This window comes from Serratia sp. BNK-4, assembly GCF_048685115.1.
Taxonomy (GTDB): Bacteria; Pseudomonadota; Gammaproteobacteria; order Enterobacterales; family Enterobacteriaceae; genus Serratia; species Serratia bockelmannii.
Genome location: NZ_JBLQTM010000001.1, coordinates 417,288 through 443,096, shown reverse-complemented (window position 1 = coordinate 443,096; position 25,809 = coordinate 417,288). Strand labels below are relative to the sequence as shown.

Below are 25,809 nucleotides of genomic sequence, written 5' to 3'. Positions count from 1 at the left end.
CGGGTGAATTTTTTCCTCACCAGTAGCCCAGCAGCTTCCACCACGCCCCGCCGATCAGCATCCAGATCAGCAGGTTAACCACACTCATCACCCATCCCGCTTTCCACCATTCTCCCAGCGTCACATAGCCGGAGCCAAAGATGATCGGCGCGGTGCCGGTGCCGTAATGCGTCAGCGACATCATCAGCGAAGAAGAAAACGCCAGGATCAGGCCCAGCAGCGCCGGTGGCGCGCCAAGCGCGATGCCGGCGGCGAAGAAGGCGGCGAACATCGCCGTCACGTGCGCGGTGGTGCTGGCGAAGAAATAGTGCGAATACAAGTAGATGAGAGTCAGCAAGATCGTACCGCCCACCCAGCTCATACCCATATGGTCAATGCCGTTGCCCACGGTCTGCGACAGCCAGCCGATCAGCCCCAGCTTGCCGAGGAAACTGGCCATCATCACCAGCGCCGAGAACCACACCACGGTGTCCCAGGCCCCTTTATGCTTCAGCACATCCTCCCAGCTCAGCACGCCGGTGGCCAGCAGCACCGCCAAGCCGATCAGCGCCGCGGTGGTGGGATTGACCGCCAGCGCCGGGCCGAAGATCATCGCCGGAATGCCGGCCCACAGTATCAGCAACAGCGCGAACACCCCGAGGGTAATTTTTTCCGGCAGCGTCACCGGCCCCAACGCCTGCAGTTTTTCGCGCGCGAAGCGCGGCGCGTCCGGGGTGCTTTTCACCTCCGGCGGATACAACAGGTAGATGACCAGCGGCATCACGAGCAGCGAACACAGCCCCGGGACCAGGGCGGCAATCGCCCACATCGACCAGGACAGCTCGAAGCTGCCATGGGTGCCTTTGGCGATCAGGCTGACGATCAATGGGTTAGGCGCAGTGGCGGTGATAAACATCGCCGAGGTGACCGGGTTGATGTTGTAGTTCACCAGCGACAGGTAGCGGCCGATCTTGCCGGAGGTATTGAGCTCCGGTTTTGAACCGAAACTGTCGGCGATCGATTTCATGATCGGGTGAATGATGCCGCCGCCGCGCGCGGTGTTGCTCGGCGTCACCGGCGCCAGCGTGGTTTCCGCCAGCGTCAGCGCATAGGCGATGCCCAGCGTTTTTTTGCCGAACAGCGAAATAAAATAGTAGCCGATGCGCGCGCCCAGCCCGGTTTTGTTCAGGCTGAGGGAGATCATGATCGAAAAGCCGATCAGCCAGATCAGCTGGTTGGAAAAACCGCTGAGTGCATCGTCCAGCGCGGCGCCCGGCTTGCCGGGATTGGTGACGCCGGTCACCGCCACCAGGGCGATGGCGATCACTGAGACCGCGCCAATCGGCATCGCTTTGCCGATAATGGCGATGATGGTGCCGATAAACAGCGCCAGCAGCTGCCAGGCGTTGGGCGCAACGCCCTCCGGTACGGGAATGAGGAACCAGATAATCAGCGTGGCGGCGAGGGCGCACAGGGAAGGAAGCGGTTTGAGCGGTGTGAGTTTATCCATAACGTTCCCACTGTTCTAAACAACAAGGCGGCATCTCAATAGCGAGACGGGCGTGGGCGCAACGATCGCGCTCCATATGCCTTCAGCTTGGGCGTCCGCTTCAGCCTTCTCAATGACTTGCATCAAGAATGCCGTCGTTTAACCTCACACTTCACGCACTTTGGCGCTCATCCCGAGCGCCGCCAGCGCCAACAGCGCCGCCATCCAATACACCGAGCCATGACCGAGGTTCTCCACCAGTGCGCCCTGCAGCACCCCGGCCAGGATCACCCCGGTCGAGATACTGTTGGTGAACAGCGTGGTGGCGGCGCCCGGTCGGCCCGGCATCAAATCCTGAAAATAGAGCATGCCGATACCGGCGACGATACCGATAAACACCGCGTTGAGCAGCTGCAGCGCGATCAGGGCCGGCTTGCTCTCCAGTACCGTCAGCCCGAGGTAAAACAGCACGCCTGCCACCACCGCCAGCAGCATCATGTTGCGCTTGCCGAAACGTTTGACGTAGTAACCGGCCAGCAGCATCGCCGGGATCTCCAGCCCGGCGGCGGTACCCATCAACACCCCGGCCAACCCTTCCGGCAGGCCGAGATCGGCGGTGATATACAGCGGCATATCGATGATATACAAGGTGTTGCAGGTCCACATCAGCATTGAGGCGATGAACAGCAGCCGCACGTCGCGATTGCGCCAGGCACTGGCGGGCGCGATCGGCGCAGACACCCCACCCTGCAGCCCCTCATTTTCCGCCGCGCGCGGCACCGAAGGCAGCATAAACCCCACCAGCAGCACGCAAACCGCGAAGGTGGCGGCGGCGATCAGGAACATCACGGTGAATCCGTAGTTCAGCGCCAACGCAAACGACAGCGGCGGGCCGATCACCCACGCCAGCGAAAGCTGGGCGCGCATCACCGAGCTGAACATCACCACTTCACGCGCCTCGCTATCGGCATATTCCCGCGCCAGCGCGAAGATCTGCGGCATGGCGGTGTTGGCAACGGCGGACATCAGCACCCCGGCGGTGATCAGCGTCAGGTAGTCGCGGTTAAAGGCGAACAACAGGCAGTTACCGACCGCCATCAGGCAGCACAGCAGGATCAGCCTGCGGCGATCGCCGCGGGTGTCGGAACGTTTGGCCAGCAGGAAGCTGACGACGATGCCGGCCACCGCGTTGGCGGTGTAAAACAGCCCGACCCACAGCGGCCGCACCTTAACTTCGGTGGTCAGAAACAGGCTGAGCGTCGGCGTCAGCAATGCGCCGGCGATGCCGGAGAGAAAAGCGATCAGTAGGAATGCGGCAAAGATGGGGTTAATGCGCAGTGACAACCGGCTCAGGCGTTGCATATCGTCTTCCCTGACCTCAAAGCAGAAGAAAGAACCTTAGGCCACGGCAAGAAAAATGCAAGCGCATCGCCATGTCCATGCATAAAAAAACCAGTGGGTTGCCCCACTGGCTGGTGAAACAGCACCATTACTCAGAAACTTGTTGCCGCAGCCCCTACAGGTGCTCGCGATATTGCTTATCGGTCATCTCTTTGATGTCCCATTGCGTCAGGTGTGCCAGCATCGCCAGCCGCGCCTGTTCGGGCACCACGCTCAGCCAGTCGGCGCGTTGACGGCGCACCGCGCTGAAATAGCGCTGATAGAACTGTTTGGATAAGAAAGCTTTCATGATTACGCCCTCCCCTTTCATTGATGAAAATTATCGGCGTAATATAGGGAAAGAAAAATTGACGAGTTGAGGCGGGAGCGTTCCTCTTTTATGTCCACGTCCAGATTGCAGCAACAGTTCATCCGCCTGTGGCAGCGCTGCCACGGTGAAACCACCGACACCACCCTGCAGGATCTGGCGGAGGTGCTCAGCTGCTCGCGGCGCCACGTGCGCTCCCTGCTGAGCGCCATGCAGCGGGAAGGCTGGCTCACCTGGCAGGCGGAGTCGGGGCGCGGCAAGCGTTCACGGTTAACCTTCCACTACACCGGCCTGGCGCTGCAGCAACAGCGGGCCGAGGAGCTGTTGGAACAGGATCGCATCGATCAGTTGGTGCAGCTGGTGGGCGACAAAAACGTGGTGCGCCAAATGCTGCTGTCGCAGCTGGGGCGCAGCTTCCGCCAGGGTAAACACATCCTGCGGGTGCTCTACTACCGGCAGTTGTACAACCTGCTGCCCGGCTCGGCGCTGCGGCGTTCGGAAACCCATTTGGCGCGCCAGATCTTCAACGGCCTGACGCGCATAAATGAGGAAAACGGGGAACTGGAGTCCGATCTGTCCCACCATTGGCAGGCGCTGACGCCCTTGCACTGGCGGTTTTACCTGCGCCCGGCGATCCATTTTCATCACGGCCGCGAGCTGGAGATGGCAGACGTCATCACTTCCCTCTCGCGTCTGACCTCGCAACCGCTGTTCTCACATATCGAAAGCGTCACCTCGCCGACGCCGTTCGTTATCGACGTGCATCTGCGCAGCCCCGACCACTGGCTACCCTGGCTGCTGGGCAGCGTGCAGGCCATGATCCTGCCGCGCGAATGGCGCGAACTGCCGGACTTCGCCCGCCATCCGGTCGGCACCGGCCCCTACCGCGTGGTGCGCAATCTTCCCAGCCAGATGAAGATCCACGCCTTCGACGACTATTTCGGCTACCGGGCGCTGATCGACGAGGTGAACATCTGGGTGCTGCCGGAGTTCTCCGAAGAGCTGGTGCACTCCGGCGTGCAGCTGCAGGGCGATGAAACCGGCAAAAACGAACTGGAAAGCCGACTGGAAGAGGGCTGTTATTTCTTGCTGTTCGATCAGCGTTCCACGTTGGCCGCCGACCCCGCCATTCGCAGCTGGCTGTGCGAATTGATCAACCCCATTTCACTGCTGGGCCACGCCGGGCCGCTCTACCAGCGCTATTGGTCGCCGGCATACGGCCTGCTGCCGCGCTGGCACCACAACCGCACGCTGGCGCAGCAACCCAAACCGGCGGGGCTGACTGAACTGACGATGACCCACTTCAATGAGCATTCGGAGTTTCACGCCATTCGCCAGGCGATCGAACCGCTGTTGGCGCAGCACGGCATCCGCCTGATCGTACAAAGCGTGGATTACGCCACCTGGCACCAGGGCGACGCGCGCAGCGATCTGTGGCTCGGCAGCGCCAACTTCTATCTGCCGCTGGAGTTTTCGCTGTTCGCCACGCTGTACGAACTGCCGCTGATGCAGCACTGCATGAACGAGGATCTGGCGCAGGACGCGGAGTTATGGCGCGCCAACCGCTTGCCGCTGGCGGAGTTTTGCCAGCGGCTAGTCAGCAACCACCAGCTACATCCGCTGTTCCACCACTGGCTGCAGCTGCACGGCCAGCGCAGCATGCGCGGCGTGCGAATGAACACCCTCGGCTGGTTCGACTTCAAGTCAGCCTGGTTTGCCCCGCCGGAGGCATAAGCGCCTTTCGCCCGGGTCGGTTAATCTTTACAATAGCGCCGTCTCAACGGGGTGCGGTGAGTCGGGCCGTGTGCATAAGCCCGATTTTCCGCTGAGAGCACACCCGTCGAACCTGATCCGGTCAATACCGGCGGAGGGATTTGAGCCCAGCGAACCGGCGACGCCGCCTCGCCCCCTCAGATACCCTTGCCCCCTTATTTTTCAGGAGTGCAACGTGGTCAAAAAATATCTGCCCTGCTTATTGCTGCTGTGCGCCGCGCCGGTGTTCGCCAAGCCGACGCTGACGGTATACACCTACGATTCCTTCGCCGCCGACTGGGGCCCAGGCCCGGCGGTGAAAAAAGCCTTCGAAGCCGAGTGCGACTGTGAACTGAAGTTCGTCGCGCTGGAAGACGGCGTCTCGCTGCTGAACCGCCTGCGCATGGAGGGCAAGAACAGCGCCGCCGACGTGGTGCTGGGGTTAGACAATAACCTGTTGCAGGCGGCGCAGCAAACCGGCCTGTTCGCGCCGAGCGGCGTCGAAACCGCCAAACTGACGGTGCCGGGCGGCTGGCAGGATACGACCTTCGTGCCTTACGACTACGGATACTTCGCCTTCGTCTACAACAAAGAAAAACTGAAGAACCCGCCAAAAAGCCTGCAGGAGCTGATCAGCAGCGATCGCAACTGGAAGGTGATTTACGAAGATCCCCGCACCAGCACGCCGGGCCTCGGCCTGCTGCTGTGGATGCAAAAAGTGTATGGCGATAAGGCGCCGGCCGCCTGGCAGCAGTTAGCGAAAAAGACCGTCACCGTTACCAAAGGCTGGAGCGAGGCCTACGGCCTGTTCCTGAAAGGCGAAGGCGATCTGGTGCTCAGCTACACCACCTCTCCCGCCTATCACCTGATCGCAGAGAAAAAAGATCTCTATGCCGCCGCCATGTTCAGCGAAGGTCACTACCTGCAGGTGGAAGTGGCGGGCAAGCTGAAGGCCGCCAAACAGCCTGAGCTGGCGGAGCGCTTCATGCAGTTCATGGTGACGCCGGCATTCCAGAACACCATCCCGACCGGCAACTGGATGTACCCGGTGATCAACACCCCGCTGCCCGTCGGTTTTGAGCAGATGAACGTGCCGCATACCGCGCTGCAATACAGCGCCGAAGAGGTGGCCACACAACGCGGCGGCTGGATCCGGGCATGGCAAACCGCCGTCAGCCGCTGATCCCCCGCTGGCTCTGGCCGGGGCTGCTGGCCGCCGGCGTGATCCTGCTGGTCGCCGCACTGGCGATGGGTTCGCTGTGGCGTCACGCGCCGGACAGCGACTGGCGCGGCCTGTGGCAGGACAGCTACTTGTGGCACGTGGTGCGCTTCACCTTCTGGCAGGCGCTGCTGTCAGCGCTGATTTCGGTGCTGCCCGCCGTTCTGCTGGCGCGCGCGCTCTATCGCCGCCGTTTCCCCGGCCGGCAGCTGCTGCTGCAGCTGTGCGCCATGACGCTGGTGCTGCCGGTGCTGGTGGCGGTGTTCGGCCTGCTCAGCGTCTATGGGCGCCAGGGTTGGCTAGCGACGCTGTGCGGCTGGCTAGGTGTCGAGTATGATTTCTCGCCCTACGGGCTGCAGGGCATTCTGCTGGCGCACCTGTTCTTTAACCTGCCACTGGCCGCCCGCCTGTTGTTGCAAGCGCTGGAGAACATTCCGGTGGAGCAGCGCCAGCTGGCCGCCCAGCTGGGCATGAGCGGCTGGCAGCAGTTCCGCTTCGTCGAATGGCCGGCGCTGCGCCGCCAGATCCTGCCGAGCGGCGCGTTGATCTTCATGCTGTGTTTCGCCAGCTTCGCCACCGTGCTGTCGCTGGGCGGTGGACCGCAGGCCACCACCATCGAACTGGCGATCTACCAGGCGCTGAGTTACGACTACGATCTGGGCCGCGCCGCCATGCTGGCGCTGATCCAGTTAAGCTGTTGTCTGGGGCTGGTGTTGATCAGCCAGCGCCTGAGCCAGGTGCTGCCGGTGGGCCATACCCACGCCCAGCGCTGGCGCAACCCGGAAGACAGCCGGTGGCGGCGCATCAGCGATTTTCTGCTGATCGCCGCCGCGCTGCTGCTGCTGCTGCCGCCCCTGCTGGCGGTGATTGCCGACGGCGCCAATCAGGCCGTCGTCAGCGTGCTGCGCCAGCCGGTGCTGTGGCAGGCGCTGTTCACGTCGCTGCGCATCGCCCTCGGCGCCGGGCTGCTGTGCGTAGCGCTCACGATGATGCTGCTGTGGAGCAGCCGCGAGCTGAAGCTGCGGCAGCAGCTGCGCGGCGGCCAGGCGCTGGAGCTGAGCGGCATGGTGATCCTGGCGATGCCGGGCATCGTGCTGGCCACTGGCTTCTTCCTGCTGCTGAGCGATACGATCGGGCTGCCGCAGTCGCCCTATGCGCTGGTGATCCTCACCAATGCGCTGATGGCGGTGCCCTATGCGCTGAAGGTGTTGGAGAACCCGATGCGCGACCTCGCCGAACGTTACAACCCGCTGTGCCTGTCGCTGGATATCCGCGGTTGGCAGCGGCTGCGGCTGATCGAACTGCGCGCCCTGCGCCGCCCGCTGGCGCAGGCGCTGGCCTTCGCCTGCGTGCTGTCGATCGGCGATTTCGGCGTGGTCGCCTTGTTTGGCAATGAGCATTTCCGTACCCTGCCTTTTTACCTGTATCAGCAGATTGGCGCCTACCGCAGCAACGACGGGGCTGTGACCGCGCTGCTGCTGCTGCTGCTGTGCTTCCTGCTGTTTACCCTGATCGAACGCTTACCGGGGCGCCATGCTGACGCTTGAAAAACTGACCTACCTGTATGAACACCTGCCGATGCGCTTTGATCTGCGCATCCAGCCGGGCGAGCGCGTCGCGGTGCTCGGCCCCAGCGGCGCCGGTAAAAGCACCCTGCTGAGCCTGATCGCCGGTTTTCTGCCGGCGGCCAGCGGCCGGCTGCTGCTGAACGGCGAAGATCATACCGCCACGCCGCCGGCCAAGCGGCCGGTGTCGATGCTGTTTCAGGAGAACAACCTGTTCGCGCACCTGACGGTGGCGCAGAACATCGGGCTGGGATTGGATCCCGGCCTGCGCCTGACTGAACAACAGCGCCAACAGCGGGCGCATATCGCCCGTCAGGTCGGCCTGGAGGAGCACCTGGAGCGCCTGCCGTCGCAGCTTTCCGGCGGCCAGCGTCAGCGCGCCGCGCTGGCGCGCTGTTTGATTCGCCAACGGCCGATCCTGCTGCTCGACGAGCCCTTCTCGGCGCTCGATCCGGCGCTGCGCAACGAGATGTTGCAGCTGCTGCAGACGGTGTGCGAACAGCGTAATCTGACGCTGCTGATGGTGTCGCACAATCTCGACGACGCCGCACGCATCGCACCGCGCACGCTGCTGGTGGTCGACGGCCGCATCTACTACGACGGCCCGACGCAGGCCCTGCTGGACGGCAGCGCACCGGAAGCGCGCGTGTTGGGCATTTCGGGTAAAGCGTGATCTGACGCGCGTTTTTTATGCTGCGCCAATAAACCTGTTGTGCGAATTTTGCGCCTGTGTTTTTATAAAAACCTGACTTTTTTTACTGATGATAAGGTTCCCTGTGATCGCATCCTCGCTGACTTCGACCCTACTAGTTACCGCGCTACCAGCCGCGGTGGTCGTCGTGCGTGTGGTGGTGGTCGTCGGCAATGCGCCGTAGGGTCCGAATCAACGCATCGATTCCCAAACCCCGCCGGCGCAAACCGGGCGGGGTTTCTTGTTTTAGCACCCTGCCCAGCAAAGCTCACCGGCCTTGAGAAAGGACAGGAACATGGCAACTTCGGGCACGCCTCAACCGAGTACCCGCTTTACCGGCGCACAATTGATCGTTCATTTGCTGGAGCGTCAGGGCATCACCACCGTCGCCGGCATCCCCGGCGGTGCGGCGCTGCCGCTGTATGACGCGCTGAGCCAAAGCACCCGCATTCACCACGTGCTGGCGCGCCACGAACAGGGCGCGGGCTTTATGGCGCAAGGCATGGCGCGCGCCAACGGCAAGGCGGCGGTGTGCATCGCCTCCAGCGGGCCGGGCGCCACCAACCTGGTCACCGCTATCGCCGACGCCAAGCTCGACTCCATTCCGCTGGTGTGCATCACCGGTCAGGTGCCCTCCTCGATGATCGGCACTGACGCCTTCCAGGAAGTCGATACGTACGGCATTTCCATCCCGATCACCAAGCACAACCATCTGGTGCGCGATATCCGCGAACTGCCGCAGGTGATTGGCGACGCCTTCCGCATCGCCGAGTCCGGCCGCCCCGGCCCGGTCTGGATCGATGTGCCGAAAGACGTGCAAACCGCCACCATTACCCTGGAAGAACTGCCGCCGATCGCCGTGCCGGACGCCGCTCCGAGCTTCGATCCGGCGCTGGTTTCTCAGGCCGCCACGATGATCAACCAGGCGAAACGCCCGATCCTCTACCTGGGCGGCGGCATCATCTGCGCCGACGCTCACCGCCAGGCGGTGGAACTGGCCGAGCGCGCCGGTCTGCCTACCACCATGACGCTGATGGCGCTGGGCGCGATGCCGGTGGAACACCCGCTGTCGCTGGGCATGTTGGGCATGCACGCGGCGCGCAGCACCAACTTCATTCTGCAGGAGGCCGATCTGCTGATCGTGCTGGGCGCACGCTTCGACGATCGGGCAATCGGCAAAACCGAGCAGTTCTGCCCTAACGCCGCCATCATTCACGTGGATATCGACCGCGCCGAGCTGGGCAAGGTCAAACAGGCCAACGTGGCAATCCATGCCGACGTCGGCCAGGTGCTGGAACAGCTGCTGCCGCAGATCGACACGCAGCCACGCAGCGCATGGCTGAACACCGTCAACGACCTGAAACGCGAATTCCCGTTCAACATGCCGAACGCCGACGATCCGCTGAGCCATTACGGCCTGGTGCTGGCCGCCGCGCGCTGCGTGGACGACAGCGCCATCATCACCACCGACGTGGGCCAGCATCAGATGTGGGTAGCGCAGGCCTATCCGCTGAGCCGGCCGCGCCAGTGGCTGACGTCGGGCGGCCTGGGCACCATGGGCTTCGGTCTGCCGGCGGCGATCGGCGCGGCGTTGGCAGAGCCCGAGCGCAAAGTACTGTGCTTCTCCGGCGACGGCAGCCTGATGATGAACATTCAGGAAATGGCCACCGCGGTCGAGCACGATTTGGACGTGAAAATCATTTTGATGAACAACCAGGCATTGGGGCTGGTGCACCAGCAGCAGACCCTGTTCTACCAACAGCGCATCTTCGCCGCCGCCTATCCGAAGCGTACCGACTTCCTGAAAATCGCCGCCGGATTCGGGCTGGATACCTGCGATCTGAATGCTGCGGAAGATCCGCAGGCGGCGCTGGCGGAGGCGATCCAGCGCCCAGGCCCTTGCCTGATCCACGCGCTGATCGATATCAACGAAAAAGTATTCCCGATGGTGCCACCGGGCGCCGCCAACATCGACATGATTGGAGAATAAGCCATGCTGCAACCACAAGATAAACCCCAGGTGATCCTGGAGCTGGCCGTGCGCAACCATCCCGGCGTCATGTCGCACGTTTGTGGGTTGTTCGCCCGCCGCGCGTTCAACGTCGAAGGCATTCTGTGTCTGCCGCTGAAGGACGGCCAGCAGAGCCGCATTTGGCTATTGGTCGCCGACGATCAGCGGCTGGAGCAAATGATAAGCCAGGTAGAAAAGCTGGAAGACGTGCTGCAGGTGAAGCGCCACAGCGAAGACGTGCGGGTATTTGAACAGCTGGAAGCCTTCTTCCAGTGATACGAAGGGGGCTTACGCCCCCGCAATCATTGCCCGGCCAGCACTTTCCACAGCAGGTGCCGGTACACCGGCATCAGCGGCTGTTGGCTCAGCAGATAGCCGACCGCCAACGCCGCCAGCCAACTCAATCCGCACACCACGCGCAGCCGCAGCGGCGTCAGCCAACGGCTCAGCCGATCGGCGTTGCGCTTGCCCTCACGCCACCAGCGCCAGCTCAGCCACACCGCCAGCCAGACCAGCAGCGCCGCCGCGAGCAGCAACCACTTGAACATCGCGCTGTTGGCGCCGGCGGGAATGTCGATCGCCACGCCCGCCAGGATGCCGGGGAAGAAATAGACCGGCGGCCAGGTCAGGCAACCGATGATGTTCGGCAACGCGAACTTGTACGGCGGCAAATCGAGCATGCCGGCCACCATCGGCACCAGCGGGCGCGTCGGGCCAACGAAGCGGCCGATCAGAATGGTCGCCATGCTGTGCTGGTGCAAGGCATGTTCGGTTTTGTCGAGCAATGCTTTGTTCTTTTTCAGGAACGACCAGCGGTGCAAGGGCCCCTTAAAAGCGCGGCCGACGAAATAGGAGATCCAGTCGCCGAGCAGGCAGCCGATGATGCCCGCCGCCCAGGCGTAGTAAAAATCCACCTTGCCGCTGCCGATCAGCGCGCCGATGCTGGCCATCATCACCGTGCCGGGCAGCAGCAGCCCCACCAGCGCTAGCGACTCGAAAAAAGCGACCAGCAGAACGACCATCAGGGTGAAAGCCAGTGACTGGGTGATCAAATCTTGTAAATAGGCTTCCATTACACCTCTGCGGATTATTCGGGCCAAACGGGGCCGAGGATTTTCCAGCGCCGCCGCTGGCGAGTCAATCGATGAATTGTATGCGTATTTGGCAACGCGCGCGGCGATGGACAATCACTGTATAAAAACCCATACTATAATATATCTATATTAGCGCCAAAACCGACATCACGCTGAACGTCGCGCACGCCGCCCGGTGGAAAACGAAGGGGTTATGACAGCACTGCAACAGGGGTTCCTGCTCACTCGCCACTGGCGCGACACGCCCGCCGGCACCGAGGTCGAATTTTGGCTGGCGACCGACGCAGGCCCGCGCCAACTGCGCTTGCCGCCGCAGACCTCGGTGGCGTTTATCCCCGCCGAACAAAGGCAGCGCGCGGAACTGCTGCTGCGTGAAGAGCGGCAGGTGGAACTGAAACCGCTGGCGCTGACGGATTTTCATCACCGCCCGATGCTGGGGCTGTACTGCCGCCAGCACCGTCAGCTCATCAAGCTGGAAAAGCTGCTGCGGGAAGGCGGCGTTGCGGTCTATGAAGCCGACATTCGCCCGCCCGAGCGCTACCTGATGGAACGCTTCATTACCGCGCCGGTGTGGTTCAACGGCCAGGGCAACGGCGATGGACCGTTGCTCAGCGGCCAGATGAAGCCGGCGCCGGACTACCGCCCGGCGCTCAGGCTGGTGTCGCTGGATATCGAAACCACCGCCCACGGCGAGCTTTACTCCATCGCGCTGGAAGGCTGTGGCCAGCGGCAGGTCTACATGCTGGGGCCGGCCAACGGCGGCGATGAGCCGCTGGATTTCGTTCTGGAATACTGCGCCAGCCGCCCTCAACTGCTGGAACGGCTAAACGCGTGGCTGGAGCGTCACGATCCCGACGCCATCATCGGCTGGAACCTGGTGCAGTTCGATCTGCGGGTGCTGCAAAAGCACGCCGAGCGCTACCAAATCCCGCTGCGGCTAGGGCGCGGCGGCAACCTGCTGGAATGGCGCGAGCATGGCTTCAAGCAGAATCACTTTTTCGCCGCCGCCGCCGGCCGCCTGATCATCGACGGCATCGAGGCGCTGAAATCCGCCACCTGGAATTTTCCCTCCTTCAGCCTGGAATACGTTTCGCAGGAACTGCTGGGCGAAGGCAAGGCTATCGACAACCCTTATCAGCGCATGGCGGAGATCGACCGACGCTTCGCCGAAGACAAGCCGGCGCTGGCCCGCTACAACCTGAAGGACTGCGAGCTGGTGACGCGCATCTTCGCCAAGGCCGATCTACTCAACTTCCTGCTGGAGCGCGCCACCGTCACCGGGTTGGCGGCCGATCGCAGCGGCGGATCGGTGGCGGCCTTCAGCCACCTCTATATGCCGCGCATGCATCGCCTGGGCTTTGTTGCCCCCAACCTCGGCGAACAGCCAGAGGAGCACAGCCCCGGCGGCTTTGTGATGGACTCCCAGCCCGGCCTGTACGATTCGGTGCTGGTACTGGACTATAAAAGCCTGTACCCGTCGATCATCCGCACCTTCCTGATCGATCCGGTCGGATTGGTGGAAGGCATGCGCCACCCCAGCGACGCCGATTCGGTGCCCGGCTTTCGCAACGCCCGCTTCTCCCGCAGCAAACACTGCCTGCCGGCGATCGTCGAACAGATCTGGCAGGGGCGCGAGGCCGCCAAGCGCCAACACAACAAGCCCCTGTCGCAGGCGTTGAAGATCATCATGAACGCGCTGTACGGCGTGCTGGGATCGAGCGGCTGCCGCTTCTTCGATCCGCGGCTGGCGTCGTCGATCACCCTGCGCGGCCACGAGATCATGCGCCAAACCCGTGAGCTGATCGAAGCCGAAGGCTATCAGGTGATTTACGGCGACACCGACTCCACCTTCGTCTGGCTGAAACAGCCGCATGACGAGCAGCAGGCCGCGCAGATCGGCCGGGCGCTGGTGCAACGGGTCAACGCCTGGTGGCAACAGCATCTGCAGCAGCAGTTCGGGCTGGAGAACGCGCTGGAGCTGGAGTTCGAAACCCACTATTCCCGCTTCCTGATGCCGACCATTCGCGGCGCCGAGCAGGGCAGCAAGAAACGCTACGCCGGCCTGATCGCGCGTGCCGACGGCCAGGAAGAAATGGTGTACAAAGGCCTGGAAACGGTGCGCACCGACTGGACGCCGCTGGCGCAGGAGTTCCAGCAGCAGCTCTATCAGCGCATCTTCAAACAACAGCCCTACCAGGACTATGTGCGCGACTACGTCGGCAAAACCCTGAACGGCGACTTCGACGATCAATTGGTGTACCGCAAACGGCTGCGCAGAAAGCTCGAGGACTATCAGCGCAACGTGCCGCCGCACGCCCGCGCCGCGCGCATCGCCGACGACTACAACCGCAGCCAGGGGCGGCCGCTGCAGTATCAAAACGGCGGCTGGATCAGCTACGTGATGACCGTCGCCGGGCCGGAACCGCTGGAAACCCGTCATTCGCCCATCGACTATCAGCATTACCTCGAACGCCAGCTGCAACCGGTGGCAGACGCTATACTCCCTTTCTTGCACGACGATTTCACTACGCTGGTCACCGGGCAGATGGGGCTGTTTTGAGATTGCGCCAGGTTAAGAAAAATCATCCGGTTTTGCAGGTGACGAACGCGCCGCCTTCCATTACCATAGCGCCCTTCCCAAAACTGAACCACGCTTAGCCCTGCCGTCTCGCGACGTCTGCATGGCGTGAACGGCTATTGCCCGTCAAATTTAAAACAAACCGGGATTAACCGAAGTTCAGTACAGGTGCCGCGGCCCTTCCCGCCCGGTAACAAGACTTACTTACAAAGAATCGAGCCGACAATATATGCCTTTTACTCTTGGTCAACGCTGGATCAGCGACACGGAAAGCGAATTAGGACTGGGCACCGTCGTGGCGCTGGACGCGCGCATGGTTACCCTGCTTTTCCCCGCCACCGGTGAAAACCGCCTCTATGCCAGAAATGATTCGCCGATCACCCGCGTGATGTTCAACCCGGGCGATACCGTCAGCAGCCACGAGGGATGGCAGCTGCAGGTGGAAGAGGTGAAAGAGGAAAACGGTCTGTTGACCTATATCGGCACCCGCCTGGACACCCAGGAAAGCGGCGTGGCGATGCGCGAAGTGCTGCTGGACAGCAAGCTGACCTTCAGCAAACCGCAGGATCGCCTGTTCGCCGGCCAAATCGACCGCATGGACCGTTTCGCGCTGCGTTTTCGCGCCCGCAAATACCAGAGCGAGCAGTATCGCCTGCCGTTCGCCGGCCTGCGCGGCATGCGCGCCAGCCTGATCCCGCACCAGCTGCACATCGCTCATGAAGTCGGCCAGCGCCATGCGCCGCGCGTTCTGTTGGCGGACGAAGTCGGCCTCGGCAAAACCATCGAAGCCGGCATGATCATCCACCAGCAACTGCTGGCGGGCCGCGCCGAGCGCGTGCTGATCGTGGTGCCGGAAACGCTGCAGCACCAGTGGCTGGTGGAGATGATGCGCCGCTTCAACCTCTACTTCTCGCTGTTCGACGACAGCCGCTACGCCGAAGCCAAGCTCGACAGCAGCAACCCGTTCGAGACCGAACAGCTGGTGATCTGCTCGCTGGACTTCGTGCGCCGCAACAAGCAGCGCCTGGAAGAGCTGGCGGACGCCCAGTGGGATCTGCTGGTGGTCGATGAAGCGCACCACCTGGCCTGGAGTGAAGAAGCGCCGAGCCGCGAATATCAGGTGATCGAACAGCTGGCCGAGCATATCCCCGGCGTGCTGCTGCTGACCGCCACCCCGGAACAGCTGGGCCAACAGAGCCACTTTGCGCGCCTGCGCCTGCTCGATCCGAACCGTTTCCACGACTACGGCGAGTTCGTTGCCGAGCAGCAAAAATACCGTCCGGTGGCCGACGCCGTCACCCTGCTGCTGAGCGGTGAACGCCTGGCCGACGACAAGCTGAACCTGCTGGGCGAGCTGATCGACGAGCAGGACATCGAACCGCTGCTCAAAGCCGCCAACAGCGAAGGCGACAACGCCGAGCAGGCGCGCCAGGAGCTGGTGGCCATGCTGATGGATCGCCACGGCACCAGCCGCGTGCTGTTCCGCAACACCCGTAACGGCGTGAAGGGCTTCCCGCACCGCAACCTGCACCAGATCAAGCTGCCATTGCCGACCCAGTATCAGACCGCGATCAAAGTCTCCGGCATCATGGGTGCCAAGAAGTCCGTCGAAGCGCGCGCGCGCGACATGCTGTACCCGGAGCAGATCTACCAGGAATTCGAAGGCGAAAACGCCACCTGGTGGAACTTCGACCCGCGCGTCGAGTGGTTGCTGGACTACCTGCTGGCCAACCGTAACGAAAAAGTGCTGGTGATCTGCGCCAAAGCCGACACCGCGCTGCAGCTGGAGCAGGTGCTGCGCGAGCGTGAAGCGATCCGCGCCGCGGTGTTCCACGAAGGGCTGTCGATCATCGAGCGCGACCGCGCCGCCGCCTACTTCGCCTCCGAAGAGGAAGGCGCGCAGGTGCTGCTGTGTTCCGAGATCGGCTCCGAAGGCCGCAACTTCCAGTTCGCCAGCCAGCTGGTGATGTTCGATCTGCCGTTCAACCCGGATCTGCTGGAACAGCGTATCGGCCGTCTGGACCGTATCGGCCAAATGCACGATATCCAGATCATGGTGCCTTACCTGGAGCACACCGCGCAGGCGGTGCTGGGCCGTTGGTTCCACGAGGGGCTGGACGCCTTCGAACACACCTGCCCAACCGGCCGCACCATCTACGACAGCTGCTACGAGCAGTTGATCGGCTATCTGGCCGCGCCGACTGAACAAGAAGGCTTCGACGAATTCATCCACGCCTGCCGCCAGCAGCACGATCAGTTGAAAGCGCAGCTGGAACAGGGCCGCGACCGCCTGCTGGAGATGCACTCCAACGGCGGCGACAAAGCCCAGGCGCTGGCCGCCGCCATCGCCGAGCAGGATAACGACGTCAACCTGGTAGGCTTCGCGCTCAACCTGTTCGACATTGTCGGCATCAATCAGGAAGACCGCAGCGACAGCCTGATCGTGCTGACGCCGTCCGACCATATGCTGGTGCCGGACTTCCCGGGCCTGCCGCAGGACGGCTGCACCGTGACCTTCGACCGCGATCAGGCGCTGTCGCGCGAAGACGCGCAGTTCGTCAGCTGGGAGCACCCGATCATCCGCAATGGCCTGGATCTGATCCTGTCCGGCGATACTGGCAGCTGTGCGGTGTCCCTGTTGAAAAACAAAGCGTTGCCGGTCGGCACCTTGCTGGTTGAGCTGGTCTATGTGGTGGAGGCCCAGGCGCCGAAACACCTGCAGCTGACCCGCTTCCTGCCACCGACGCCGATCCGCATGCTGATGGATCGCAAGGGCACCAACCTGGCGGCGCAGGTCGAGTTCGAAAGCTTCAACCGTCAGTTGAACGCGGTCAACCGCCACACCTCCAGCAAGCTGGTCAATGCCGTGCAACAAGACGTGCACGCCATGCTGCAGCAGGCGGAAAGCCTGGTGGAAGCGCAGGCGCGCCAGCTTATCGAACAGGCGAAGCAAGAGGCGGACGACAAGCTGAGCGCCGAGCTGGCGCGTCTGGAAGCGCTGAAGGCGGTCAACCCGAACATCCGCGACGACGAAGTCGAGACGCTGGAGTTCAACCGCCGTCAGGTGCTGGCCAACCTCAATGAAGCCGGCTGGCGTCTCGACGCCATTCGACTGGTGGTGGTCACCCACCAATAACCGGCGCGATGCGGGGAGGCCACCGTCTCCCCGTTCGGCCCTTTTCGCGGAGCCAAGATGGAACCCTACAATCCCCCGCAGGACCCGCTGCACATCCTGTATCAGGATGAACACATCATGGTGGTCAACAAGCCCAGCGGCTTGCTGTCGGTACCCGGCCGCGCCCCGGAAAACAAAGACAGCCTGATGACCCGCATTCAGGCCGATCATCCGGCCGCCGAATCGGTGCACCGGCTGGATATGGCCACGAGCGGGGTGATCGTGGTGGCGCTCAACAAGGCCGCCGAGCGTGAGCTAAAGCGTCAATTTCGCGAACGCGAACCGAAGAAATCCTATATCGCCCGCGTTTGGGGACATATGGCGCATGATGAAGGGTTAGTGGATTTGCCGCTGATCTGCGACTGGCCGAACCGGCCGCTGCAAAAAGTGTGTTTTGATACCGGCAAAGCGGCGCAGACGGAATATCGGGTGCTGTCGCGCGACACCGACGGCAGCACCCGCGTGAAGCTGACGCCGATCACCGGCCGCTCGCACCAGCTGCGGGTGCACATGCTGGCGCTGGGACACCCGATCCTCGGCGACGGTTTCTATGCCCCGCCGGAAGCCAAAGCGATGGCGCCGCGGCTGCAGCTGCACGCGCAGGAGTTGCGCATCACCCACCCCGCCTTCCAGACGCCGATGCACTTTCGCGCCGAGCCGGATTTCTGAACCCCATGTTAAACGGGCCCGGCATGCCGGGCCCGCTTTCATCGCTTATTTAAAACCTTTCTCGCGTTTGATCAGGTCGTACGCCGCCTGGATCTCCTGCGCTTTCTGCTTGGCCATTTCCATCATCTCCGGCGGCAAGCCTTTCGCCACCAGCTTATCCGGATGGTGTTCGCTCATCAGCTTGCGGTAGGCGCGTTTGATGGTGGCGGCATCGTCGCTGCTGCGCACGCCAAGCACCTTGCACGCATCGTCGAGCGTCGGGCCGCGCTGAGCCTGCTGATAGCCGCCCTGCGAATACCCGCCCTGCTGACCGCCGCCGAACTGACGCCCGCCCTCCATCATGCTGAGGAACTGATCGAACTGCGCGCGCGAAATGCCCAGCTCTTCGGCGATGACATACAGCACCTGACGTTCGTTCGGGTGCAGCGAGCCGTCGGCGAACGCCGCCTGAATCTGAATTTCCAGAAACATCCGAATCAGATCGAAGCGGCCGAAACAGATACTGCGGAACTGCTGCAGCGTCTCACGCAGCGGGAACTGGCTCTGTTTGCCCTCGCGGAACGCCTGCTGCGCCGCGGTGCGCGCTTCGCCGTGCAGCTGAAGGCGATCCATAAACAGGCTGGCGATCTGAATATCCGCCTCGGTGACGCGTCCTTTGGATTTGGTCAGGTGGCCCATCACCTGAAAAGTGGTGCGGAAAAACAGCGTTTGCCGCGTTTGCTGGTCGGTGAAAAAGCCCCGACTGCGCTTGTTGCTGCGCGCCGTATCGATCATATGACCGATAATCAGCCCCAGAACTACACCCCAGAATCCCGCGCCAGACCAGATGGCGACGATGACGCCGAGCAGTTTTCCCCAATACTGCATATACTCCTCAATTATCATGCCGAAAGCCGCCCGCTCTCCTCCGTTTCAGGAAAGGGCGCAGGCGATTTTTCCTAGAATTTGGATTATCATACCTGTCATTTATCTTTGCGCCTAACGACGACGCAAGTAAACGGCTGGATTTAGCACTAGCGCAACGCAGATGAGTAATATAGTCTCTGACCGTTTGCCGGACACGACGCCTCTGATGACGGAACACCAAAACCGCGTATGAAAAAAAGTTTCCCAACACTGCTGGCCACGATGATTTGGACGGCACTCTACAGTCAGCATGCGCTGGCTGATCTGGCCGAGCAATGCATGCTTGGCGTTCCCGTTTACGACAAGCCTTTGGTCAGCGGCGATCCGAACAGCCAGCCGGTGACCATCAATGCCGATGACTCGCGCGCCGACTACCCGAAAAGCGCCCTGTTCAGCGGCAACGTGCATATCGAGCAGGGTAACAGCACCCTGACCGCCAAAGAAGTTGAGCTGAACCAGACGGAAAACCCCGGCCAGACGGATCCGGTGCGCACCGTCACCGCTACCGGCGACGTGCACTACAGCGACAATCAGATCAAACTGAAAGGCCCGAAGGCCTGGTCGAACCTGAATACCAAAGATACCGACGTCTATGAAGGCGACTACCAGATGGTAGGCCGTCAGGGTCGCGGCGACGCCGACAAGATGAAAATGCGCGGCGCCAACCGTTACACCATCCTGGAAAACGGCACCTTTACCTCCTGCCTGCCGGGCGACGACAGCTGGAGCGTGGTCGGTTCCGAAGTGATCCACGATCGCGAAGAGCAGGTGGCGGAAATCTGGAACGCCCGCTTCCGCATCGGCGGCGTGCCGGTGTTCTACAGCCCGTACCTGCAATTGCCGGTCGGCGACAAGCGCCGTTCCGGCTTCCTGATCCCGAACGCCAAGTACGGCAGCAACAATGGCTTCGAGTTCATGTTGCCGTACTATTGGAACATCGCGCCGAACTACGACGCCACCATCACGCCGCACTATATGTCCAAGCGCGGCCTGCAGTGGCAGACCGAGTTCCGTTATCTGGTGCAGCCGGGCCTCGGCCTGATGGAGTTCGACTGGCTGCCGGACGACAAGGAATACGGCAAAGATCATGACGACAACAAACGCTGGCTGTTCTACTGGAACCATAACGGCGTCATGGATCAGGTATGGCGCTTCAACGTCGACTACACCAAGGTCAGCGATTCCAAATACTTCACCGATCTGGACTCCAAATACGGTTCCACCACCGACGGCTACGCCACGCAGAAATTCAGCCTCGGCTACGCCAACGAAAACTGGAACGCCACGCTGAGCTCCAAACAATTCCAGATCTACGACGACACCGATCGTTCACAGTCGGACTCGTATAAAGTTCAGCCGCAGCTGGACCTGAACTACTACAAGAACGACATCGGCCCGTTCGACTTCCATATTTACGGCCAGGCGGCCAAGTTCACCAGCGTCAACCCATATAGCCCTGACGCCACCCGTCTGCATATGGAGCCGACGCTGAGTCTGCCGCTCACCAACGGCTGGGCCAGCCTGAACACCGAAGCCAAGGTGATGGCGACCCACTACCAGCAGGATATTCCTGACGGTTTCGCTGCCAACTACCAGAGCCGCAAAAACGCTGCCGCGCCGGAGCTCGATGATTCGGTCAACCGCGTACTGCCGCAGTTCAAAGTCGACGGCAAGCTGGTGTTCGAGAGGCCGATGATCTGGGCCGAGGGCGCTACCCAGACGCTGGAGCCGCGCGTGCAGTACCTGTATGTGCCGTACCGCGACCAGAGCAACATCTACACCTACGACACCACGCTGCTGCAGACCGACTACTCCGGCCTGTTCCGCGATCGCACCTACAGCGGCTTGGATCGCATCGCTTCGCAGAACCGCGTCTCTACCGGTTTGACCACCCGCATTTATGATGACGCCCTGGTTGAACGTTTTAACGCTTCCGTGGGTCAAATCTACTACTTCAGCCGTTCGCGTACCGGTGACCAGATGACCGGTTACGACAACAACGACGATACCGGCAGCGTAGCCTGGGCCGGCGATACCTATTGGAAAATCGACGATCGTTGGGGCCTGCGCGGCGGCCTGCAGTACGACACCCGCCTGAACAGCGTCTCGCTGGGCAACGGCGTGGTGGAATACCGCCAGGACGCCGAGCGCGTGGTGCAGTTGAACTACCGTTACGCCACGCCGGAATATATCCAGACGGCGTTGAACACCAAAACGGTTCCGGCCTTCCAGGACGGCATCTCGCAGGTGGGCATCACCGGCAGTTGGCCGATCGCCGATCGTTGGGCGGTGGTCGGGGCGTACTACTACGACACCCGCGCCAAACAATCCGCCGATCAGTTGGTGGGGCTGAAGTACAACACCTGCTGCTGGGCGGTGACGCTGGGCTATGAGCGCAAGATCACCGACTGGAACAACAGCAACAATACCAGCGTTTACGACAACAGAGTTTCGTTCAACGTCGAACTGCGCGGCCTGAGCAGCGATCATAGTCTCGGCTCCGCAGAAATGCTGCGCTCCGGCATCCTGCCGTATCAGCGCGCATTCTGACGCTTTGCAACACTTTGAAAACGAGAACTTTCACCCGCATTTGCGGATTACATAATGGGAAATGTATGAAGAACTGGAGAACGCTTATTCTCGGATTGGTGGTTTGCGCCAATGCCGCGTTCGCAGCACCCCAAGAAGTGGATAAAGTCGCCGCCGTCGTGGATAACGGCGTGGTACTCGAAAGCGACGTCAACGGTCTGTTGCAGTCAGTCAAGCTCAACGCCCAGCAGGCCGGCCAGCAACTGCCGGACGACAAGACGCTGCGCCATCAGATCATCGAACGCCTGATCATGGATAACATCCAGCTGCAGATGGCCAAGAAAATGGGCATCACCGTGTCCGATGCCGATCTGGACAAGGCGATCGCCAACATCGCCGCGCAAAACAAGATGAGCGTCGATCAGCTGCGCAGCCGCCTGTCGTACGAAGGGTTGAACTACAACACCTACCGCGCGCAGATCCGCAAAGAGATGCTGATCTCCGAAGTGCGTAACAACGAAGTGCGCCGCCGCGTCACCATCCTGCCACAGGAAGTGGACGCACTGGCCAAACAGGTGGGCGCACAGAACGGCAGCGACACCGAAATGAACATCAGCCACATCCTGATCCCGCTGCCGGAAAACCCGTCGCAGCAGCAGGTCGACAAAGCCGAAGAGCTGGCCAAACGTCTGGTGGGTGAGATCAACAGCGGCGCCGACTTCGGCAAGCTGGCGATTACCTACTCCGCCGACTCTCAGGCGCTGAAAGGTGGCAACATGGGCTGGGGCAAACTGCAAGAAATCCCGACCCTGTTCGCGGAACGTCTGGTGAGCGCCAAGAAAGGCGACGTCGTCGGCCCAATCCGTTCCGGCGTCGGCTTCCACATCCTGAAAGTGAACGACATTCGCGGCGCCAGCCAGTCGGTGTCGGTCACCGAAGTGCACGCCCGTCACATCCTGCTGAAACCTTCAGTGGTGCTGACCGACGACCAGGCTCGCGCCAAACTGCAATCCGTGGCGGAAGCGATCAAGAGCGGCCGCGCCAAGTTTGCCGACGAAGCCAAACAGCTGTCGCAAGATCCGGGTTCTGCGATGCAGGGCGGCGATCTGGGCTGGGCTTCCCCGGACATCTACGATCCGGCCTTCCGCGATGCGTTGCTGAAGCTGAGCAAGGGTGAAATCAGCGCGCCGGTCCACTCCTCCTTCGGTTGGCACCTGATCCAGCTGCTGGATACCCGTCAGGTGGATAAGACCGACGCTGCGCAAAAAGACCGTGCTTACCGTATGCTGTTCAACCGTAAGTTCGCTGAAGAAGCGCAGACCTGGATGCAGGAACAGCGCGCCCAGGCTTACGTGAAGATCCTCGATGGCAGCGATGCACAGCAATAAACGCGTCGTCATTACCCCCGGCGAACCCGCCGGGGTGGGGCCGGATTTGGTAGCCGCGCTGGCGCAACAGGATTGGCCTGTTGAGCTGGTGGTGTGCGCCGATCCGGCCCTGCTGCTTGAACGCGCCAAGCGTATGGGCCTGCCGCTGACGCTGCGCGACTACAAGCCGCAGCAACCGGCCGAAGCGCAACGCGCCGGCACGCTGACCGTGCTGCCGGTCCCGCTCGCTCACCCGGTGACCGCCGGTGAGTTGAACGTCGGCAACAGCGCCTACGTGGTGGAAACCCTGGCGCGCGCCTGCGACGGCTGCCTGAACGGCGAGTTCGCGGCGCTGATCACCGGCCCGGTGAACAAGGGCGTGATCAACGACGCCGGCGTGCCGTTTATCGGCCATACCGAATTCTTTGCCGATCGCAGCCGCTGCGATCGCGTGGTGATGATGCTCGCGACCGAAGAGCTGCGCGTGGCGCTGGCGACCACCCATCTGCCGCTGCTGGCGGTGCCGGGCGCCATCACGCAGCAGAGCCTATTCGAAGTCATTCGCATCCTCGACCACGATCTGAAAACCAAATTTGGCATCGCCCAGCCGCACATTTACGTCTGCGGTCTGAATCCCCACGCCGGGGAAGGCGGCCATATGGGGCGCGAAGAGATAGACACCATCATCCCGGCGCTCGACGCGCTGCGCGCTGACGGCATCCATCTTGTCGGCCCGCTGCCGGCGGACACCCTGTTCCAGCCCAAATATCTGCAAGATGCCGATGCGGTGCTGGCGATGTATCACGATCAGGGGCTGCCGGTGCTAAAATACCAAGGGTTCGGCCGCGCGGTGAATATCACCCTCGGTTTGCCTTTCATACGCACCTCGGTCGACCACGGTACCGCTCTGGAACTGGCCGGCACCGGCACCGCCGATGTCGGCAGTTTCCAAACGGCCCTGAATCTCGCCATTAAAATGATAATTAATTGTAATGAATAACAGAGTCCACCAAGGGCACTTTGCCCGCAAACGCTTTGGACAAAACTTTTTAACCGATCAGTTTGTCATCGATAGCATTGTCTCCGCCATTCACCCGCAGCCGGGCGAAGCGGTGGTCGAGATCGGCCCCGGCCTCGGCGCCTTGACCGAGCCGGTCGGCGCGCGCATGGACCGCATGACGGTGATCGAACTGGACCGCGATCTGGCCACCCGGCTGGAGAACCACCCGCGGCTGAAAGACAAGCTGACCATCCACCAGCAGGACGCCATGACGGTGAATTTCGCCGAACTGGCCGAGGAAGCTGGCCAACCGCTGCGCGTATTTGGTAACCTGCCGTACAATATTTCGACGCCGCTGATGTTCCACCTTTTCAGCTATACTCAGGCAATCCGCGACATGCACTTTATGTTGCAAAAAGAGGTGGTCAACCGTCTGGTGGCCGGCCCGAACAGCAAGGCCTACGGGCGTTTGACCGTGATGGCGCAGTACTACTGCAACGTCATTCCGGTGCTGGAAGTGCCGCCGACCGCGTTCGCGCCGCCGCCGAAGGTCGATTCCGCCGTGGTGCGTCTGGTGCCGCACACCGAGCTGCCGAACCCGGTGGGCGACGTGCGCATGCTGAGCCGCATCACCACGCAGGCATTCAACCAGCGGCGGAAAACCATCCGCAATAGCCTGGGCGACCTGTTCACGCCGGAGCAGCTGACGGAGCTGGGCGTCGATCCTTCGCTCAGAGCAGAAAATATTTCTGTGGCGCAGTACTGCAAGCTGGCGAACTGGCTGTCAGCCAATCCGGCGCCGCAGCAATAAGGAGTTGTTGTCATGATTGATTCGCCCCGCGTGTGTATTCAGGTTCAGAGCATCTATGTGGAATCACAGTCGATCCCTGAAGAAGAGCGTTACGTCTTCGCCTATACCATCACCATCCGCAATCTGGGGCGGACCGACGTGCAACTGTTGGGCCGTTACTGGCTGATCACCAACAGCAACGGCCGTCAGACCGAAGTCCAGGGCGAAGGCGTGATCGGCGAACAGCCCGTCATTCCGCCCGGTGGCGAGTTTCAGTACACCAGCGGCGCCATTCTGGAAACGCCGCTGGGCACCATGGAAGGCCATTACGAAATGGTGGACCATCAGGGTCAGCCGTTCCGCACCGCTATTCCCGTGTTCCGCTTAGCCATTCCAACGCTGATCCATTAACTATGTCGACATACCTTATCGGCGACGTTCACGGCTGTTTCGATGAACTGAAGTCGCTGCTGGCTCAGGCTGCTTTCGATCCCGAGCGCGATCAACTGTGGCTGACCGGCGATCTGGTGGCGCGCGGCCCCGCCTCGCTGGACGTGCTGCGCTATGTGCGCTCGCTCGGCCCGGCGGTGCGCATGGTGCTGGGCAACCACGATCTGCACCTGCTGGCGGTTTACGCCGGCATTAGCCGCAACAAACCCAAAGATCGCATCACGCCGCTGCTGGAAGCGCCGGACGCCGACGAGCTGATCAATTGGCTGCGCCGCCAACCGGTGCTGCAGGTGGATGATGAGCAAAAGCTGGTGATGGCCCACGCCGGCATCACCCCGCAGTGGGACATCGGCACCGCGAAAATGTGCGCACGCGAAGTGGAGGCGGTATTGAGCAGCGACAGCTATCCGCTGTTCCTCGACGCCATGTACGGCGACATGCCGAACAACTGGGCGCCGGAGCTGAGCGGCCTGGCGCGCCTGCGTTTCAGCACCAATGCGCTGACGCGCATGCGCTACTGCTTCCCCAACGGCCAGCTCGACATGATCTGCAAAGATGCGCCGGGCAGCGCGCCGGCGCCGCTGAAACCGTGGTTCGAGCTGCCGCGCCTGGTGGATCCGGAATACACCATCATCTTCGGCCACTGGGCCTCGCTGGAAGGCAAGGGTACGCCGGAGGGCGTGATCGGGCTGGATACCGGCTGCTGCTGGGGCGGCGATCTGACGATGCTGCGCTGGGAAGACCGCCGTTACTTCACGCAACCCGCCAATCGCGGCGAAGCGCCTGACCACGCCGGCAGATTAGCCGCATCCTGAAACGATAAAGGCGGCCCGGTGG

At 61.9% G+C, this 25,809-nt stretch carries 21 protein-coding genes and 1 riboswitch; of the genes, 16 read left to right on the top strand and 5 right to left on the bottom strand.

The window, feature by feature from the left end; all coding sequences use genetic code 11:
* Positions 1–16: 16 nt before the first annotated feature.
* From ACMGGW_RS02075 to sgrT, 3 genes are all read right to left on the bottom strand, one after another.
* Positions 17–1,489, bottom strand: a complete 1,473-nt coding sequence (locus ACMGGW_RS02075) for a DASS family sodium-coupled anion symporter (protein ID WP_025301557.1) — start codon at positions 1,487–1,489, stop codon at positions 17–19.
* Positions 1,490–1,633: 144 nt separating this feature from the next.
* Positions 1,634–2,830: a sugar efflux transporter gene (locus tag ACMGGW_RS02070; protein WP_060434222.1), complete on the bottom strand. Its 1,197-nt coding sequence runs from the start codon at positions 2,828–2,830 to the stop codon at positions 1,634–1,636.
* Positions 2,831–2,984: 154 nt separating this feature from the next.
* The gene (gene sgrT, locus ACMGGW_RS02065) at positions 2,985–3,158 is read right to left on the bottom strand and encodes a glucose uptake inhibitor SgrT (protein ID WP_071826098.1); all 174 of its coding nucleotides are present in this window, start codon (positions 3,156–3,158) and stop codon (positions 2,985–2,987) included.
* A gap of 90 nt (positions 3,159–3,248) precedes the next feature.
* Here sgrT and sgrR point away from each other — a divergent pair, with 90 nt between their 5' ends.
* The 7 genes from sgrR (at position 3,249) to ilvN (ending at position 10,690) form a co-directional block, all read left to right on the top strand.
* Positions 3,249–4,910, top strand: a complete 1,662-nt coding sequence (sgrR, locus tag ACMGGW_RS02060; RefSeq protein WP_025301555.1) for an HTH-type transcriptional regulator SgrR — start codon at positions 3,249–3,251, stop codon at positions 4,908–4,910.
* Positions 4,911–4,947: 37 nt separating this feature from the next.
* A riboswitch (TPP riboswitch) is annotated at positions 4,948–5,067 on the top strand.
* A gap of 57 nt (positions 5,068–5,124) precedes the next feature.
* A complete protein-coding gene (gene thiB / locus ACMGGW_RS02055) occupies positions 5,125–6,111 on the top strand; it encodes a thiamine ABC transporter substrate binding subunit (RefSeq protein ID WP_197832148.1) in 987 nt (328 codons plus the stop codon).
* Positions 6,087–7,694: a thiamine/thiamine pyrophosphate ABC transporter permease ThiP gene (gene thiP / locus ACMGGW_RS02050; protein WP_197832147.1), complete on the top strand. Its 1,608-nt coding sequence runs from the start codon at positions 6,087–6,089 to the stop codon at positions 7,692–7,694. The genes thiB and thiP overlap by 25 nt, the downstream gene beginning before the upstream one ends.
* Positions 7,681–8,385: a thiamine ABC transporter ATP-binding protein ThiQ gene (gene thiQ, locus ACMGGW_RS02045; protein ID WP_025301552.1), complete on the top strand. Its 705-nt coding sequence runs from the start codon at positions 7,681–7,683 to the stop codon at positions 8,383–8,385. Before thiP ends, thiQ begins: the two co-directional genes overlap by 14 nt.
* 88 nt (positions 8,386–8,473) lie before the next feature.
* On the top strand, positions 8,474–8,587 hold the full coding sequence (gene ivbL / locus ACMGGW_RS02040) for an ilvB operon leader peptide IvbL (protein WP_154747116.1): 114 nt from the start codon (positions 8,474–8,476) through the stop codon (positions 8,585–8,587).
* Between the two features lie 111 nt (positions 8,588–8,698).
* Positions 8,699–10,393 carry an acetolactate synthase large subunit gene (gene ilvB / locus ACMGGW_RS02035; protein ID WP_033651682.1) on the top strand — a complete coding sequence of 565 codons (1,695 nt, stop codon included), beginning with the start codon at positions 8,699–8,701 and terminating at the stop codon, positions 10,391–10,393.
* A 3-nt stretch (positions 10,394–10,396) separates the two neighbouring features.
* Complete coding sequence (ilvN, locus tag ACMGGW_RS02030) at positions 10,397–10,690, top strand: acetolactate synthase small subunit (RefSeq protein ID WP_016929110.1); 294 nt, start codon at positions 10,397–10,399, stop codon at positions 10,688–10,690.
* A gap of 26 nt (positions 10,691–10,716) precedes the next feature.
* Here the strand turns inward: ilvN and ACMGGW_RS02025 are convergent, their stop codons facing one another.
* Positions 10,717–11,487, bottom strand: a complete 771-nt coding sequence (locus ACMGGW_RS02025; RefSeq protein ID WP_049207257.1) for a DedA family protein — start codon at positions 11,485–11,487, stop codon at positions 10,717–10,719.
* Positions 11,488–11,701: 214 nt separating this feature from the next.
* Here ACMGGW_RS02025 and ACMGGW_RS02020 point away from each other — a divergent pair, with 214 nt between their 5' ends.
* From ACMGGW_RS02020 to rluA, 3 genes are all read left to right on the top strand, one after another.
* Positions 11,702–14,068, top strand: coding sequence for a DNA polymerase II (locus ACMGGW_RS02020; RefSeq protein WP_197832146.1), 2,367 nt, complete (start codon positions 11,702–11,704; stop codon positions 14,066–14,068).
* 247 nt (positions 14,069–14,315) lie between these two features.
* A complete protein-coding gene (gene rapA, locus ACMGGW_RS02015; protein ID WP_049294819.1) occupies positions 14,316–17,222 on the top strand; it encodes an RNA polymerase-associated protein RapA in 2,907 nt (968 codons plus the stop codon).
* A gap of 57 nt (positions 17,223–17,279) precedes the next feature.
* Positions 17,280–17,930, top strand: a complete 651-nt coding sequence (gene rluA / locus ACMGGW_RS02010; RefSeq protein WP_197832145.1) for a bifunctional tRNA pseudouridine(32) synthase/23S rRNA pseudouridine(746) synthase RluA — start codon at positions 17,280–17,282, stop codon at positions 17,928–17,930.
* A gap of 45 nt (positions 17,931–17,975) precedes the next feature.
* On the opposite strand, the gene djlA is transcribed toward rluA, so the two are convergent.
* Positions 17,976–18,797, bottom strand: coding sequence for a co-chaperone DjlA (djlA, locus tag ACMGGW_RS02005; protein WP_025301546.1), 822 nt, complete (start codon positions 18,795–18,797; stop codon positions 17,976–17,978).
* A gap of 228 nt (positions 18,798–19,025) precedes the next feature.
* Here djlA and lptD point away from each other — a divergent pair, with 228 nt between their 5' ends.
* The 6 genes from lptD (at position 19,026) to apaH (ending at position 25,787) form a co-directional block, all read left to right on the top strand.
* The gene (gene lptD, locus ACMGGW_RS02000; RefSeq protein ID WP_025301545.1) at positions 19,026–21,386 is read left to right on the top strand and encodes an LPS assembly protein LptD; all 2,361 of its coding nucleotides are present in this window, start codon (positions 19,026–19,028) and stop codon (positions 21,384–21,386) included.
* Between the two features lie 65 nt (positions 21,387–21,451).
* Positions 21,452–22,753: a peptidylprolyl isomerase SurA gene (gene surA, locus ACMGGW_RS01995; RefSeq protein WP_025301544.1), complete on the top strand. Its 1,302-nt coding sequence runs from the start codon at positions 21,452–21,454 to the stop codon at positions 22,751–22,753.
* Entirely contained in the window at positions 22,731–23,732 is a 1,002-nt protein-coding gene (gene pdxA, locus ACMGGW_RS01990; protein WP_420279164.1) for a 4-hydroxythreonine-4-phosphate dehydrogenase PdxA, read from the top strand. Before surA ends, pdxA begins: the two co-directional genes overlap by 23 nt.
* On the top strand, positions 23,725–24,543 hold the full coding sequence (gene rsmA, locus ACMGGW_RS01985; protein ID WP_025301542.1) for a 16S rRNA (adenine(1518)-N(6)/adenine(1519)-N(6))-dimethyltransferase RsmA: 819 nt from the start codon (positions 23,725–23,727) through the stop codon (positions 24,541–24,543). Before pdxA ends, rsmA begins: the two co-directional genes overlap by 8 nt.
* 12 nt (positions 24,544–24,555) lie before the next feature.
* Positions 24,556–24,933 carry a Co2+/Mg2+ efflux protein ApaG gene (gene apaG / locus ACMGGW_RS01980; protein WP_016929119.1) on the top strand — a complete coding sequence of 126 codons (378 nt, stop codon included), beginning with the start codon at positions 24,556–24,558 and terminating at the stop codon, positions 24,931–24,933.
* A 2-nt stretch (positions 24,934–24,935) separates the two neighbouring features.
* The gene (apaH, locus tag ACMGGW_RS01975) at positions 24,936–25,787 is read left to right on the top strand and encodes a bis(5'-nucleosyl)-tetraphosphatase (symmetrical) ApaH (RefSeq protein WP_049207253.1); all 852 of its coding nucleotides are present in this window, start codon (positions 24,936–24,938) and stop codon (positions 25,785–25,787) included.
* The last annotated feature ends 22 nt before the right edge of the window (positions 25,788–25,809 follow it).

Excerpts from the sequence above, each read along its gene's own strand:
- ACMGGW_RS02075 (WP_025301557.1), bottom strand. The coding sequence starts at position 1,489 with ATGGATAAACTCACACCGCTCAAACCGCTTCCTTCCCTGTGCGCCCTC.
- ACMGGW_RS02070 (WP_060434222.1), bottom strand. The coding sequence starts at position 2,830 with ATGCAACGCCTGAGCCGGTTGTCACTGCGCATTAACCCCATCTTTGCC.
- sgrT (WP_071826098.1), bottom strand. The coding sequence starts at position 3,158 with ATGAAAGCTTTCTTATCCAAACAGTTCTATCAGCGCTATTTCAGCGCG.
- sgrR (WP_025301555.1), top strand. The coding sequence starts at position 3,249 with ATGTCCACGTCCAGATTGCAGCAACAGTTCATCCGCCTGTGGCAGCGC.
- thiP (WP_197832147.1), top strand. The coding sequence starts at position 6,087 with ATGGCAAACCGCCGTCAGCCGCTGATCCCCCGCTGGCTCTGGCCGGGG.
- thiQ (WP_025301552.1), top strand. The coding sequence starts at position 7,681 with ATGCTGACGCTTGAAAAACTGACCTACCTGTATGAACACCTGCCGATG.
- ivbL (WP_154747116.1), top strand. The coding sequence starts at position 8,474 with ATGATAAGGTTCCCTGTGATCGCATCCTCGCTGACTTCGACCCTACTA.
- ilvB (WP_033651682.1), top strand. The coding sequence starts at position 8,699 with ATGGCAACTTCGGGCACGCCTCAACCGAGTACCCGCTTTACCGGCGCA.
- ilvN (WP_016929110.1), top strand. The coding sequence starts at position 10,397 with ATGCTGCAACCACAAGATAAACCCCAGGTGATCCTGGAGCTGGCCGTG.
- ACMGGW_RS02025 (WP_049207257.1), bottom strand. The coding sequence starts at position 11,487 with ATGGAAGCCTATTTACAAGATTTGATCACCCAGTCACTGGCTTTCACC.
- ACMGGW_RS02020 (WP_197832146.1), top strand. The coding sequence starts at position 11,702 with ATGACAGCACTGCAACAGGGGTTCCTGCTCACTCGCCACTGGCGCGAC.
- rapA (WP_049294819.1), top strand. The coding sequence starts at position 14,316 with ATGCCTTTTACTCTTGGTCAACGCTGGATCAGCGACACGGAAAGCGAA.
- rluA (WP_197832145.1), top strand. The coding sequence starts at position 17,280 with ATGGAACCCTACAATCCCCCGCAGGACCCGCTGCACATCCTGTATCAG.
- djlA (WP_025301546.1), bottom strand. The coding sequence starts at position 18,797 with ATGCAGTATTGGGGAAAACTGCTCGGCGTCATCGTCGCCATCTGGTCT.
- lptD (WP_025301545.1), top strand. The coding sequence starts at position 19,026 with ATGAAAAAAAGTTTCCCAACACTGCTGGCCACGATGATTTGGACGGCA.
- surA (WP_025301544.1), top strand. The coding sequence starts at position 21,452 with ATGAAGAACTGGAGAACGCTTATTCTCGGATTGGTGGTTTGCGCCAAT.
- pdxA (WP_420279164.1), top strand. The coding sequence starts at position 22,731 with ATGGCAGCGATGCACAGCAATAAACGCGTCGTCATTACCCCCGGCGAA.
- rsmA (WP_025301542.1), top strand. The coding sequence starts at position 23,725 with ATGAATAACAGAGTCCACCAAGGGCACTTTGCCCGCAAACGCTTTGGA.
- apaG (WP_016929119.1), top strand. The coding sequence starts at position 24,556 with ATGATTGATTCGCCCCGCGTGTGTATTCAGGTTCAGAGCATCTATGTG.
- apaH (WP_049207253.1), top strand. The coding sequence starts at position 24,936 with ATGTCGACATACCTTATCGGCGACGTTCACGGCTGTTTCGATGAACTG.